At 38.8% G+C, this 13,080-nt stretch carries 15 protein-coding genes and 2 pseudogenes; 8 read left to right on the forward strand and 9 right to left on the reverse strand.

Features of this window, described 5'->3' with window-relative positions; all coding sequences use genetic code 11:
- Positions 1-58: 58 nt before the first annotated feature.
- Entirely contained in the window at positions 59-358 is a 300-nt protein-coding gene (gene cgeC, locus ACWJJX_RS10630; protein WP_079891442.1) for a spore maturation protein CgeC, read from the reverse strand.
- Positions 359-568: 210 nt separating this feature from the next.
- Here cgeC and ACWJJX_RS10635 point away from each other — a divergent pair, with 210 nt between their 5' ends.
- Positions 569-1,000 carry a hypothetical protein gene (locus tag ACWJJX_RS10635; protein ID WP_003153666.1) on the forward strand — a complete coding sequence of 144 codons (432 nt, stop codon included), beginning with the start codon at positions 569-571 and terminating at the stop codon, positions 998-1,000.
- A gap of 6 nt (positions 1,001-1,006) precedes the next feature.
- Entirely contained in the window at positions 1,007-1,963 is a 957-nt protein-coding gene (locus ACWJJX_RS10640) for a CgeB family protein (protein WP_063095002.1), read from the forward strand.
- Between the two features lie 49 nt (positions 1,964-2,012).
- Here the strand turns inward: ACWJJX_RS10640 and phyC are convergent, their stop codons facing one another.
- A complete protein-coding gene (gene phyC / locus ACWJJX_RS10645) occupies positions 2,013-3,164 on the reverse strand; it encodes a 3-phytase (protein WP_070081991.1) in 1,152 nt (383 codons plus the stop codon).
- A gap of 315 nt (positions 3,165-3,479) precedes the next feature.
- Here phyC and ACWJJX_RS10650 point away from each other — a divergent pair, with 315 nt between their 5' ends.
- A complete protein-coding gene (locus ACWJJX_RS10650; RefSeq protein WP_003153663.1) occupies positions 3,480-3,905 on the forward strand; it encodes an SDR family NAD(P)-dependent oxidoreductase in 426 nt (141 codons plus the stop codon).
- A 33-nt stretch (positions 3,906-3,938) separates the two neighbouring features.
- On the opposite strand, the gene sprB is transcribed toward ACWJJX_RS10650, so the two are convergent.
- Positions 3,939-4,115 carry a recombination directionality factor SprB gene (sprB, locus tag ACWJJX_RS10655; RefSeq protein ID WP_003153662.1) on the reverse strand — a complete coding sequence of 59 codons (177 nt, stop codon included), beginning with the start codon at positions 4,113-4,115 and terminating at the stop codon, positions 3,939-3,941.
- A gap of 351 nt (positions 4,116-4,466) precedes the next feature.
- The gene (locus tag ACWJJX_RS10660) at positions 4,467-4,724 is read right to left on the reverse strand and encodes a DUF3221 domain-containing protein (RefSeq protein ID WP_454022497.1); all 258 of its coding nucleotides are present in this window, start codon (positions 4,722-4,724) and stop codon (positions 4,467-4,469) included.
- Positions 4,725-5,044: 320 nt separating this feature from the next.
- Between ACWJJX_RS10660 and ACWJJX_RS10665 the strand changes: the two genes are divergently transcribed.
- Positions 5,045-5,278 (forward strand): hypothetical protein, encoded by a 234-nt coding sequence (locus ACWJJX_RS10665; RefSeq protein ID WP_025852477.1) that lies wholly within the window; start codon positions 5,045-5,047, stop codon positions 5,276-5,278.
- Between the two features lie 23 nt (positions 5,279-5,301).
- On the opposite strand, the gene ACWJJX_RS10670 is transcribed toward ACWJJX_RS10665, so the two are convergent.
- Positions 5,302-5,439: a hypothetical protein gene (locus ACWJJX_RS10670; RefSeq protein ID WP_228484100.1), complete on the reverse strand. Its 138-nt coding sequence runs from the start codon at positions 5,437-5,439 to the stop codon at positions 5,302-5,304.
- 628 nt (positions 5,440-6,067) lie between these two features.
- Between ACWJJX_RS10670 and ACWJJX_RS10675 the strand changes: the two genes are divergently transcribed.
- Entirely contained in the window at positions 6,068-6,442 is a 375-nt protein-coding gene (locus ACWJJX_RS10675; protein ID WP_063636672.1) for a YoqO family protein, read from the forward strand.
- 238 nt (positions 6,443-6,680) lie between these two features.
- Here the strand turns inward: ACWJJX_RS10675 and ACWJJX_RS10680 are convergent, their stop codons facing one another.
- Positions 6,681-7,133, reverse strand: coding sequence for a hypothetical protein (locus ACWJJX_RS10680; RefSeq protein WP_094247858.1), 453 nt, complete (start codon positions 7,131-7,133; stop codon positions 6,681-6,683).
- Between the two features lie 343 nt (positions 7,134-7,476).
- Here ACWJJX_RS10680 and ACWJJX_RS10685 point away from each other — a divergent pair, with 343 nt between their 5' ends.
- The 3 genes and pseudogenes from ACWJJX_RS10685 (at position 7,477) to ACWJJX_RS10695 (ending at position 10,136) form a co-directional block, all read left to right on the forward strand.
- Positions 7,477-8,613, forward strand: coding sequence for a Rap family tetratricopeptide repeat protein (locus ACWJJX_RS10685; protein WP_003153656.1), 1,137 nt, complete (start codon positions 7,477-7,479; stop codon positions 8,611-8,613).
- Positions 8,603-8,785 (forward strand): hypothetical protein, encoded by a 183-nt coding sequence (locus ACWJJX_RS10690; RefSeq protein ID WP_003153655.1) that lies wholly within the window; start codon positions 8,603-8,605, stop codon positions 8,783-8,785. Before ACWJJX_RS10685 ends, ACWJJX_RS10690 begins: the two co-directional genes overlap by 11 nt.
- 326 nt (positions 8,786-9,111) lie before the next feature.
- A pseudogene (locus ACWJJX_RS10695) lies at positions 9,112-10,136 on the forward strand (hypothetical protein).
- A 59-nt stretch (positions 10,137-10,195) separates the two neighbouring features.
- Here ACWJJX_RS10695 and ACWJJX_RS10700 read toward each other — a convergent pair.
- The 3 genes and pseudogenes from ACWJJX_RS10700 to ACWJJX_RS10710 all read right to left on the reverse strand — a co-directional run bounded on the left by ACWJJX_RS10700 (position 10,196) and on the right by ACWJJX_RS10710 (position 13,038).
- On the reverse strand, positions 10,196-10,555 hold the full coding sequence (locus ACWJJX_RS10700) for a hypothetical protein (RefSeq protein WP_021493945.1): 360 nt from the start codon (positions 10,553-10,555) through the stop codon (positions 10,196-10,198).
- Positions 10,556-10,766: 211 nt separating this feature from the next.
- A complete protein-coding gene (locus ACWJJX_RS10705; RefSeq protein ID WP_454022974.1) occupies positions 10,767-11,225 on the reverse strand; it encodes an SMI1/KNR4 family protein in 459 nt (152 codons plus the stop codon).
- A 14-nt stretch (positions 11,226-11,239) separates the two neighbouring features.
- Positions 11,240-13,038 (reverse strand): annotated as a pseudogene (locus ACWJJX_RS10710) (T7SS effector LXG polymorphic toxin).
- Positions 13,039-13,080: the final 42 nt, after the last annotated feature.

Genomic DNA, 13,080 nt, shown 5'->3' on the forward strand with positions numbered 1-13,080 from the left:
ACCCCTTCTGTAAAACGTAAAAAACGGCTCCGAAAGAGACAGAGCCTGATATCCGTTATTAAAAAGCACCCCAGCTGACGATGCTTGAAATCGCGACGTTTGATCTCGTATTATTGAGCGGATTTTGAAAAACGGCCAAATCTGACAGCACTTCTTTGACAATTACGTTCTGCAGTGTGCTGCCGTTAATCAGATTGACGCGCGGTACAGGAACCCCAAGCTCTTTTGCCATTATAAGCTGACGCCGCAAATCTGAATGATCTCCGGACGGCTGATGAGATAACAAAAGAAGAAGAAGCAGTACGAGCTGAAATTCCTCCTCAAAACCCCCGTGTTTTACAGTTTCTCCTGAATCCAAAATATTCCTCTCCTTCATTTTTTAATCTATACAACGTATGTCATTCTCTTACAATCCGCATAGGCAAACAAAGCCTGATTCGAAAATTCAGCTGTTTGATTAAATATTGAAAAAAACACAAGCAAAACGGCATTCGACTTATACCAATCTCTTCAATCAGGAATATGAATAAACGTGAGGTTGAAATTGTTAAAGGAGGTGTATGTCCGCATGAGCGAGGATCGTTTGGAGCTTAAAAAGAACTTATTGAAAACTCTTTTAGCCCCTGTATTTGACAACAGCGCTTTATCTGGCGGCACAGATGGAGGAGATAACGTGAAAAACAGCGTAAAAGAATTATTGGAATCGGCAATTGATGCAAAAGTAGATGAAGCAGCGGCGAAAGACAGTCTCAGTGCACAATCTGTATTGGGAAGCGGTATTTCATTAGCGGCGAGATGGATTTTTGCAAGAATTCAGCCCGGCACTGTCATCAGCATTGTAATGGATTCAGGAGACATGATCGGCCCGGTTCAATTTGTTTCCTTTGACGAAATTCACGGAATCGTTTTTGTTACGCAGGAAAATTCCGTTACACCGGCAGGCTCTGCTACAACATTGCTTGACGTCGACAAAGTTGAAAGTGTCACGTTCACTTCGTAACAGCATATGAACGTTTTATATATCCGTTCAGGATATAAAGGCATATACACGTATTTTGACCGCTGGATCGAGGAAGGCTTTTTACAGTCTTCCGTCCGCTTTTTTTCTGTTTCTGAGTTTGAGGAAGATACCATCCGCAGTATACGGGCATTCAAACCAGACATCAGTCTGATGATGACGGGAGACCGTATTCCGTCTGAATGGCTTCAATGGCTGAAGACAGAACAGATTCCCGTTTATCTATGGATGACGGAGGATCCTTTTTATTTCGATGTGAGCATGACAATCGCCCCGCTTGCCGATGCCGTTTTAACGATAGAACAAAACGCGCTTGATGCTTACCGGCAAATGGGCTTACAGCACGTATATTATGTCCCGATCCCCGTTAATCAGCGGCTTTTTAAGAAACAACCTGCTGAAGCCTCTCTTCACACAAATCTGCTTCTGATCGGATACCCGTATCCGAACCGCGTTGAACTGGTGAAAGCAGCGGCGAAGCTTCCGTATACGCTTCGTATTATCGGGAAGGGATGGCGCAGACATCTGCCTAAAAAAATCGCCAGGCAGCAAAATGTGCTCGTAATGGATGAATGGATTGAACCCGAACATGCCGCATTATATTACAACAGCGCAGACGTGGTCTTAAACCCTCACCGTTCTTATCGGTTTGCGCTCAATCAGAACGGACGCGGCATCGAAAATACCAGTTTAAATACGAGAAGCTTAGACATTGCGGCTTGTCAGGCCTTTCAGCTGACAGACCTTTCTCCCGCGCCCCCGTTTTCATCATTTGTTTCTTACAGCGGGTTTGCGGATTTTGCGGATAAGATCCATTTTTATATGACAAACCCGGGTGAACGTAAACAAATCGCGGCACTTAATTATCAAGAGACAGTACCGGCGTACACGTATGACCGGCTGCCGGCTGTGCTTACGGCTATCCGTTCCAAGACTTTCTCATGAAACGCTCTTCACATCAAAAAGCAGCTTGGATAAGCTGCTTTTTTCATGTTTATTTTCCGCTTCTGTCAGTCAGTTTTCTCGGGTCAACCTGTTTATTGACCTGCGGATGAAAGCCGATTTTATCAGCGATTCTTTCCCATGGCACCATTTTAAAATTTTGATTGGCCTTTTGGCCGTGATCTATATTCTCTCCGTCCTGTGCGACAAAAAGACCGAACGGATATTCAGGCCCCAGCCCGAAACCCAGAACGTCAATTCCGTCTGTATCGCTTGTGCCGTCTGTTTCAGGCCCGTCTGTTATCTGAAAGTCCGCAACATATTTGTTCTGTCCCTGTCTTTCATAAATCGCGTAGCTGCTGTTACCCTGGCTTGATGCAAGCAGATAACCTTTCCCGTCAGCAGCGTAGTAAATCGTCAGTCCTTCAATATCAGGGGTTAAATGCCTGCCGTCGGCACGATCGATAACCGTTCCGTTACTGCCGCCGTCCGGCTCAGCACTGAACTTCCAGATGGCCTCATCTTCTTCTGCGATATAAAGACTGCCGTATTCATCGTCTGCTGCCATTCCTTCTGTCTGAGAATTCATTTTAAACGCCCTTACCTTTTTGCCGGATATGTATCCATTTTTATCCGCATTTAATTCGTATTGTTCAAATTCGCCTTCTTTCCCTGTCACCATCGCGTAATATTTTCCTGTTTTTTGACTGTGGTACAAGCTGAAACCGTATACTTCATCAATTGCTGATGCAATCGGGCGGTCTGGATCCGTAATGCTTTGTAATGTGCCGTTTTTCCCGTCAATGGCGTAAATCTCAATGGTATTCTTTCCTTCAGACCGATTGGATGCCGCCGCAATATCGACTTTTTTTCCGTTCAACGGAAAATCATAGCGGATATCAACATTGTTCAGCTTCCCGGTATGATAGGAATGAAGCATCTTTCCCTCTAGGCTGTACACGACTAAGCCTGATTTTTTATTGGTTGTGATCAATTTGCTGTTCTGAGGATTCTTGGGGTCGAGCCAAATCGCAGGATCATCAGCTGCATCACCGGCTGTATCAACCGGCTCCGTTTCCGCCGCCGCATTCACGGTAAAATGATAAGGATCAGACAGCTTATGTTTGGCCTGGGAAGAAACCGCACTGCATGTGAGCATCAATCCGGCTGCCGCGGTTAACAAAAGTGTTTTTGAATGATTCATTTTCCATCCTCCTTTTATGAACGTGCACTTTAATTGTAAAATACATACAGGAAGTTCAGTGTTAAGTTTTTGTGAAGATTGTCCGCATGTGAGAATTTATGGAGAGAAAAAATTGACGTGGACAAATATTTGAAATGAATATTTAGTACAATGTTTTATTTGTGATTTCTATTCTATTAATCGGGTAAAGCCATATGAAAGCGCATCAGATTAATGTTTTTCTCTAATTTTTGATTTATTGGTTTCTTTCATTAACTCGCTGAAATTGTTCAACATATGATGCATGGTAGAGAAACGAGAGTTGGAGGATAAGCCATGCCTAAACAGCAAGCAGTAGAGCTACAACCGTTTTTTCACGATAAAACTGTTCTCGTCACAGGCGGAACAGGATCAATCGGAAGCCAAATAGTAAAACGCCTTTTGCTCTTAACCCCTAAAGAAGTTATTGTGTTCAGCAAAGATGACAGCAAACAATATGTGATGAAACAAAAATACGCGGATGAACAAAGACTGTCGTTTGTGCTCGGCGATGTTCGTGACTACAGAAGAGTCAACCAAGTGATGAAAGGTGTTGATATTGTCTTTCACACAGCTGCGCTGAAGCAGGTTCCGACATGTGAGGATAATCCCTTTGAAGCCATTCAAACCAACCTTATCGGCGGACAAAATGTCGCAGAAGCCGCTTTGCTGCAAGAAGTGACGCATGTGATTAATATCAGTACCGATAAAGCCGTTTATTAAGATACTTACCACAAACAAATCAAAAAAAGAAGCTTACTCTGCACTCCTTTCCAAAGCAGCCTCCAATAAATGCTGAGCAAATTGTTTATAAAATTCATCTAAGTCATTACTCGCTTCATCCTGTTCTATATAGCGGATACTGTAATTATCTTTATGGACAACCTTTATTGTTTTCTTCTTTAATTCCTCATAACGTTGGTAAGGTTCCAAAACTACACCCCCGCTTTCACAGGAGTATTATATGTATGTAATGGTTCGTCTCTTGACTGTTCTTTCTTTATCAAAGCCTCGCAAGCTTGTTCAAATGTATGATCCAGCGTTCAGTACCGATCTCTTCGCATGTGAATATGGGAATGCTGGCTTTATTCAAGGTGCCCAGTAATTCAAAATGTGTTCTTGACATATGCCTTCTCTGCACCTGAGTCAACAATCGTCAAATAAATCCCGGGGCAGGAATAAGCCACCGCGAATGAAGAATGACGTGAGGTTTGAAGACATTATTTCGGTTCAATATGCCGCTTCAGTTTTGCAGCGGTATTTCTGAGAATTAAAGAATAGGTACTAAATCCTTTCAAACTTTGAGATATTTGTTTTTGGCGGTGAAGATTCATTTAATTTTTTATACCAAATACGAATTTTTTGTCCTTTGCTTAAGTCATCTTTATTGTTAAGTTGACTAAGCCCCAGTAAAACTATATCCGATCTATACTTTTTAATAATCTCTTTTTCACTAAGATTTTCATAGTCTTTAACATCAGCTTTTTCATTAGGTATGAAAATTGCTTGATTCTCTCCTTTTAAAATGACATAGCCGACCATGGTTTGCTCAGCCTCCATAAAATGTTTGTTATGTTGGTTTTGACACCCTAATGTTATACATAACAAAATTAACAGCATTATAAACACTCTATACAAGGTCAAACCGCCCTTCTTGCATATTTGTAACAAGAGTAAAACACTGTTTTAGGAAATGACAGACTAGAACGCCTCATTTTAAGGATTTTAACAATATGGAACACGGCGAGGCCTTTACCATCATAGAACCGCACAATTGCAGCATGAAATATTCAATTGGCTGATCAACCACAACACCTTCTTTAAGCGGTCTAATGTGGAATACGTGTAAGGAGGCGGTTTATTTGAAAAACGATCAGAAAATAACACTTGACTCTTCTTTTGCGTTATCCACTCTTATTGTCTTACTTATTGCATTGTACCCGTCCTATTCTTCTTGGTTTGTCACAATATTCTTTTTAGGATTTGCACTAATATACACATTTGAAAAAAAGAGCAAATCTTCAAAACTAATTGCTATTATCTCTTATCCATTATTTATTGTTGCGTTTGTTTACAGCATAATAAACAGCATGTAATAATCCTCCCACCTAAGGCAGGATTATTTTTTATCACATTGCAGCAGCTTTTGAGCCGCCTTTGTCTGTGATGTTAAAGCTGTCACTCCCGATTTTTTCTTTCGATCCTTATCTTCATAAATCGTTACATGGTCTTTTGTCATTAAAATTGCCACTGCCATCTTACATTCCTGCCTATCCTTAAAGTAAACAATTTTACATTCACCTAGAATGATCATTAGCTAATCCAGCTTAATAAGATGATCATCCCCCTGTAAGCAAATTTTAAGCAAATCCTAATGTTTAAACGACAGCAGCAGTTGAGTATTTGTCAAAGTTGATGGTAGACGTTGCTTTCAGTATCATTCCTAGTCTGAGTTATTCTTTCGCATTAACTCCTGCCCCAAAATCATAAAGCAAACCACTTCAGTAAAATTCCAATCTTGTCAATGGTGTTTCTCAAACCTAATTCCCCCTCTCAGTGTTTTATGATATTACACTCAGACATTATCCTGAAAATATACATATAAACCGTATTCTATTTATTTTTTCTAGACTGCAAATAAATCAGAAAGCTTTCTTTCTGATACTTTGATATCGATTTTATATAAGGTATCAAACAATTGTTTGATAGCTCGTCTTACTAGTGCTTGCCATATCAAGATTCTTTCTTTTCATGCTGCTCTTTTCCTTGGCCTCAATTCATTAAAATTACGATTTTAAGTTAACTTTAAACTGCATTATGTTGAGAATATCACCTTTAATTGGTAAGCTGACACCAGATCATACTTATCCAATGAAGGTGAAATCATGAATAAAATAATCGGAATGACCGGATTAATTATCTCCTTACTTGTGCAAGGGTTTTCAGCAAGTGATTCATTGACTCATAAGATCGCCATGGCTTGTCTATTTTTGTTCTTATTGATTTATAATTTTAACCATACTAAGGAGTTCTCTAAAAAGTCTCTCGCTATTATAGGCGCTTCCTTTATTGTGCTGATGCTTGGAATTTATCAATTGCTCTTTTTTACTGAGGATTACTTTGAAAGGCGCGGTTTGAATTTTGGGTTTATCCTCTTACTTGAAATTGTTTTAGTTATTGCATTAGTGACTGCTGCGCTGAGTTTAATTAAGCATATTGCAGACCGCTTAAGGAAAACACCTGATGGTAAAGAGCGTTGACTCTTTGCCTTTTTTTAGCTAACCACTTCTTTTTATGCCGTCTTTCTATGTACAAAATCAAACGCAATGCAATATCGACTTTTGCCGGCTGTCTTCTGTCAAATGATGAATTGACTTCAGGCACTCCATCTTAACGAACTCTTCATCATTTTTTACCAGAATTTCTCGAACAATTACCTTTTTTGATAATTTACAAAAGATCAAGCGCACTGCTCTCTTTGATAAGAGCTCTACATTTCTAATAGCAAGATTGGATATTGTTTGTTAATACACTCGGCCCCAACTTTTGCGTCTTAGAATTTGAAAGGCGTACTTGCACTTTAACATTTGTCATTTCAGCCGATATGGAATCAATCCTTCCAGCCCAATTAGGGCTCTCTTTCTCGGGAGTCGGATATAGTTTAAATCGCCAACTGATCTCCCCTGTTTTGGAGGCAAATCCTTCATAACCGTCGTAGCTTCCGTAAGAAGATGGCTGAGGAAGGTGGACAGCAAGAATACTCATATTCGTTCTCGCAGCACTTGGCGGGTATAACTGCACTTTATAGATTAGGGCCGCACCCTTCGCATTTTTCAGTTTTTGATTTACCGGTTCGAGTACTGTACTACAAGGCATTGGACTTGCTTTTATTTGAGTTGGAGAGGCAATAACAGCAGCCAATAAAGGTATAACCAAGATAAATCGTTTCATCTAAATTCCCTCACATTTTTTTGTTAATTTCCCTTACTCCCGCCTTGAATATTCATCACTTTTGAATGGTTAGCTTCATTAAAAAGGCAGTACTGGAGCTACTAACGCTGCCGGTGAAGATGGAAAATCAGCATATGAATTAGCCGTTCAACAAGCGGAACATTAGATGAGTGGCTTGCCTCACTGAACGCAACAGCAAACTGATCATGTACCCTTCTCTAACGAGGGGGGTTCTATCGCATTCCACACCGAATTGAGAAATTAAGAAAAAACACCCTTCCCAACATATTACATTATGATAAAATATTACATAATCAGACGAAATACTAGGAGGTTGATTTTTTTGGAGCAATTGATCTCTTCTTCAAAGGTTGGCTTAAAAATCAATGAATGGTACAAATATATAAGATTATTCAGTGTTGCAGATGCAGAAATTCTAAAGGGTGAAGTTGAACAAGAAATAGAGCATATGGAAGAAGATCAAGATTTATTGTTGTACTACTCGCTCATGTGTTTTCGACATCAATTAATGCTTGATTACCTTGAACCAAAAACCATGAATGAAGAACGACCTAAAATTTCAGACTTATCAGAAGAGATCGAAAGTAAACAAAGCGATCTAAAAGGAATTCTTGAATATTATTTTAACTTTTTTCATGGGATGTATGAATTTGAACAGTACGAATATCTTAAAGCAATAAGTTTTTACAACCGAGCTGAAAAGAAGATATCTATTGTCCCCGATGAAATAGAGCGAGCTGAATTTCACTATAAAGTTGCTGAAGTGTACTATCACATGAAGCAAACCCACATGTCTATGCATCATATTGTTCAAGCAATAGAAACCTACAAAGCACACGAGACATACTCAATAAGAGTAATCCAATGTTCATTCGTCATCGGTCTGAATTATTTAGACATGGAGTATCCAGAAAAAGCAATACCGCATTTCATGAATGCATTAAAACAAGCACAAGAAATTGATATGCCGCGGTTAATAGGTTCTTCTTTGTACAATCTCGGTTTATGCTCATTTACAACAGGACATATGGAGAAGGCATTGGAGTATTTTAAAGAAGGCGTCTCAATTTATCAAAGTAATTCTCTTCACAATTCTAGCCGACTGCTTGACATACTTCTAATGTTGGCAAAAACGCACTTTAAATTATTCAACACGGTTGATGGAAAACAGGTTTGTGAACAAGGTCTTATGCTGTCAAAGGAGTTGAACGATGACGTATTAGGAAAAATGTTTGATTTTCTTATGGGTTTATTCGTTGAGAATGACAAAGAACGACTTTTTAAAATCTTAGATTACTTAGAATCAAAAGCTATGCTTTCAGATGTGGAAGACCTAGCGACTGATGCAGCAATGTATTATAATGTAAATGAAGACCATAAAGTAGCTACAGCCTTTTATGAGAAAGTGCTTTATGCCCGAAAACAAATTCAGAGAGGGGATTGTCTTTATGAAATTTAAATTTGCATCGGCTTTTATCTTTTTGGTTATCTTACTTGGGCTTGTTGGACATTATCTTCTTGACGGCCACAAAGTTTTTAAAGAAGCCCGAAGAGGCCACACAGCCAGTATCCATATCGCGCTTGATCACCATAATGACTTCTCAGCGGAACGCCGAGGGCAAACCGCATAAATGTTTTGGCACTCCCGCATAGGGGGTGTTTTTTTATGATCTGTGTTCACCTGTAGAGCTCTATGCAATGCTGTCCTTCATAGTAAAACAGGTAAGCCTTATTCATAGCTGCAACCAAAAAAAGCACAAATAAATAGTATTGCTCTAATCTTGTGTGGCAATCATACAAAAACACAAAAGGAACCGACCTAGACAGTAATGGAGGCGCACTTGTCACACCTGCAGATATTGACCGCTCATCAAAAACTGTCTGCTCCTAATCATTTACTTTGCAGATTTATTCTGCAAGTGTCTTTTTATTTTATATAAAAGATAAGGAGCGTTATATGAAAAAGTCTTATGTTTTATATGGGACTTCAGGAGTTCTAATTGGTGCAATAGTTATATTGTTGATCAATGCATTCTTTATAAATAAAGGTGAACACTCTGTAAGTACTTCTAAAATTAATCCAACCGAGGATAAAATCTTTTTTATCTATTCAAATCCACTCATCAAGAAAAGCGTACTCATATCCACATCACAAGGAGAAAAATTCAATAAACGATACTTTAAGGTACCGGATATACCATATATCCAGAAAAAACCCCCTCTTCAGACGAAAACGTCTTGTTAGCTGAACATGAACCATATTATTACACATTAGATAACAACACCATTAAGGAACATAAATTGTCCAATCCATTTGCTTTTTGGTATCAAAGAGAGGATGTTTCCGTAAAAGCCTCTAATGTCGACACCAATGGAAATGAACTGAAAGTAAATGATAAAAAGTTCAATAAAAAATATAGCCTGACTTTGCCTACCCTCGTAACCATGGGAGGAAGCGATGATAATGATAAGTATATTTACGTCATTCAAGGAATGTCTTTGTACGTCATTGATAGAAAAACAGAAGAGATTATTAAAACGATTGGATTAGCTTCCTATGGAGATGTATTTGATCACTCTGAAAAATATGTTGTGGCTAGCTCAGAACATGAATTAACTGTAATCGAAAAAGGATCATGGAAATCAAAATTCATAAAATATCCTGATGATCTCGAACAAGCGGACGCTGTGTATTACGACAAAAAAAGCGGTAAATTTTACGTTACATATATTAACAAATCCGGATACGCCTGCTTACTTGAGTACGATAAAGATTTTTCTTTTGAAAAATTCGATTTAAAATTTCCGTATATGAATGCAAAGTTTAAAGATCAAAAACTTTATGTGATTTCACAAGAGGAAAACAAAAAAGGCATTGGTGGCTATATGGGGATTTTTGATATCCGTACTAAAAAGAAATTTAATGAATTTGATTTGCCTGAAGAAGAAACAAAAGTGCAGGACTTTATGGTTTTAGATTAAACATAAAGAATGAGTTGCAAAGCAAAAGCCCCTTCCTGAATAGGGGCTTTAATTTTAAATTAAATAGATGTTTTATACGCGTTAATGGCTTGATTTCTCAAAAGCATATTATCTTTCGTCACCATTCCAAGATTGTATGCTTGTTTGATGATATCCAGCACTTGATTATCAGTTTCAGTTACAGCTCGTCCCCCAGTTATTCTGGACTTCCAGTAATCAAACTGGTGATTTAATTCCGAACTGCTTTTAAGGTTTTTATTATCAACTACTTTGCCATTCTCCAGCGCTTCTTTGAATTCATTAAAACCAATTGAACATTGCTGATTCGAACTAATTCCTGCACCTTCTGTCGCTAAACTGCAAAACGCTAAAAACTTCGGATCTTTCGTGATATTGTAAGAGTTATTTAGACCTTCCATAGCACTCACCCTCTCTCAAATTTTGACGGGGTGTGACCAACACCATGCTCTTTTTATTTTATGCATTTCTTATTAAAAAGATACACTATAACCAGTTTGTATTTTACAGTTTGATTATAACAGATCAAATGAAACCATTGGAAGATTTACAAAAAATTTGTTTATTGGATAAAAACATTTTTTATAGATTACACAAGTGTAATACTTTTGCTTAAGTGTCCCAGTCTTCATCCTCAATCCAGTCGTCTTTCGCTTCTTCTAGTTCCTCTATTAAAAACTCTAGGAATGTGCTACTAACTTGTTTACCATATCCCTCTTGGTTATCCCAAAGAATGACTGGGCATTCTCCATCTATCATCTTGTTAGTGTCAAGACAATAAGAAAATTCATCTACATATTCGATCACTACAAGACCATCGGAAAGGTTATAATATTTTTTATATTCATTGGTCTGCTCGACAACTTCAGCGCCGTGAGAGTCATATCCGAGAATCATTGTTCCGTATGCTCCCCCTGAACCATACTCAGTTAAAAACCATTTATAGCTGTCTGGAAGAGTTACATTGAGCTCCTCTTCTATTTCTCTAATCTGATCTTCAGTGACTCCCCCCGTGAGAATTGAATTTTCTTTATTTTCATCAAAGAAAGTTTTTATTTTCGAATAATCCATTAAACTTTCACCTCTTATTCTTGATTCTCAAATTGCTGAGCTCTCCATCTCCAATACCTTCTTCTGAAACTTTTATATTGTTTATCAAGCACAGGATCATTTCTAAAACTCTGTCCATTCCCTTTTAATCCATGCAAAACATCACTGTACTTATTATGCCAGCTTTCAGGTATCTCCAGCATAGTACCAGGCTCTTCTTGAATTAAGTGATGTAAATTTATTTGCGTGCCATCTTTAGCAAACGGAGCATTACCATTTTTCATCAGTTGAAGATTCGTAAAGCCTTTACGATTTTTTTGATTAAGGTCAATATCTTTCATTGTGTATACTCTACGGCTTACATCTCTAGGCTTTCCTTAACTTTTACCTTGCCGTCTATTTCATAGGCCTCATACTTCTCTTTATTTAACCAAGGGACATTTACTTTCTGACCAGTAAATGGCTTTCTGCTTTCATCCAATTTCTTTGCACTGGACAAAAGTTCATTTTTAAGGTTTTGGCTGTCAACCACATTGTATGGTACGTCACCCGACAGAGCAAGATCATACTTAGAGTTATAAGGAAGCAAATCTGCAATCTTAACGTCTTTAATTTTCTTCCCTGCCTGTCCCGCTTTGTTTATGACCTTCCCCGCCGCATCTGCTTTGTTAACGGCTCCTGCGCCTTTCGTTCCGACGACAGCCACAGCTGCTGAACCAATTGCATATGTCACCCATCTTGATCTAGAGTAAGCATCTCCGTTCACCATATCTTTTTGATACGATTCCTCGATTGCTGCTGAAACAGCATCATATGTTTTAACTGGATGAAGTACTGCGTTTCCCAGTGCTGACAAGGTTTCTCCCGGATCGGTTATGAAGTCCCATAGACCGGTTACCGTGTCTTTCCCGACATCATATAAACCAACGCCGGCTCCTTTTAATATATCCCAAGTCACTTCTCCGGCTTCTTCCAGCTGTTTTGCTTGTTCAAGCTGAATGACATATTGCTGCTGGGAAGGTTCAAGGCTTTCATAGCCGATCTTCTTCGCAATTTCCAAATATTCATCCGGATCAGTTACACCGTCAGCGAGCTTTTTCTTCAGATTCTTGATTTCCCGCTCTTTCGCCTCTTTCTTCTTAACCGTCAAATAAGCATCTGAATGTCTTACAACCTCGCCTTTTTTCTTATGTATGTCACTTTCTCTGTACGCCTTGGCGTTATAGTGAAGTGGTGTTGCGTTTTTCCCTTTACCCGTGGCATTTTGGAGCTGTTGAAAGTCGGCTTGGATGAAATGCTCGTTCGCTTCGGTTTCTGCGTATTCTTTCGTTAGATCATGATCGAGCTTTCCGAGCTTGTGTATGGTATTGTCCCGTTTCTTATCTGCTGAATCCAGCTGTTGATCGACATCCTCTGTCGAGAAAACATCAAGATGAACAATATCGCTTATCTCATTAAGAATATCTCTCATTTCATTCCGTTGCTCCTGCATGATGGCTTTTGATTTATTCTTCGCATGAATCAGCTCATGTTCTAAAAATGACTCTTCCACAAACGAATCGGTCAATCCGGCATCAGCTACTTTTCCTGAAATACTGTTAAGAAAAGCAATCTTCATATCGATCAAATCAAGCCAGCTGTCTGTAACACTAGCGTGATCTTGGAAGAATGCTTTGATGTTATCAGCACCTTTACCTGAAAACTCGCTGTCATCTAAATCAGCCATTCCCTGAAAAGCTTTCCTGAGATTGATAAATTGTTCTCTAACCTGATCATATTCTTTTGCCCGCTTTTCCGCTGCTGAAATGAACGAGGATGCTTCAAATACTTTCATTTACGTCTCCTTTCTGCTTCTTTCTGTCTAAATTTTACCATA

The organism is Bacillus sp. YH3-2-B2, from assembly GCF_053663335.1.

Coding starts and splice junctions, on each gene's coding strand:
- ACWJJX_RS10675 (WP_063636672.1), top strand. CDS start 6,068: ATGAATAAAATAATCGGAATGACCGGATTAATTATCTCCTTACTTGTG.
- ACWJJX_RS10690 (WP_003153655.1), top strand. CDS start 8,603: ATGAAATTTAAATTTGCATCGGCTTTTATCTTTTTGGTTATCTTACTT.
- ACWJJX_RS10660 (WP_454022497.1), bottom strand. CDS start 4,724: ATGGTCGGCTATGTCATTTTAAAAGGAGAGAATCAAGCAATTTTCATA.
- ACWJJX_RS10705 (WP_454022974.1), bottom strand. CDS start 11,225: ATGGATTATTCGAAAATAAAAACTTTCTTTGATGAAAATAAAGAAAAT.
- ACWJJX_RS10640 (WP_063095002.1), top strand. CDS start 1,007: ATGAACGTTTTATATATCCGTTCAGGATATAAAGGCATATACACGTAT.
- phyC (WP_070081991.1), bottom strand. CDS start 3,164: ATGAATCATTCAAAAACACTTTTGTTAACCGCGGCAGCCGGATTGATG.
- ACWJJX_RS10680 (WP_094247858.1), bottom strand. CDS start 7,133: ATGAAACGATTTATCTTGGTTATACCTTTATTGGCTGCTGTTATTGCC.
- ACWJJX_RS10670 (WP_228484100.1), bottom strand. CDS start 5,439: ATGGCAGTGGCAATTTTAATGACAAAAGACCATGTAACGATTTATGAA.
- ACWJJX_RS10635 (WP_003153666.1), top strand. CDS start 569: ATGAGCGAGGATCGTTTGGAGCTTAAAAAGAACTTATTGAAAACTCTT.
- ACWJJX_RS10650 (WP_003153663.1), top strand. CDS start 3,480: ATGCCTAAACAGCAAGCAGTAGAGCTACAACCGTTTTTTCACGATAAA.
- ACWJJX_RS10700 (WP_021493945.1), bottom strand. CDS start 10,555: ATGGAAGGTCTAAATAACTCTTACAATATCACGAAAGATCCGAAGTTT.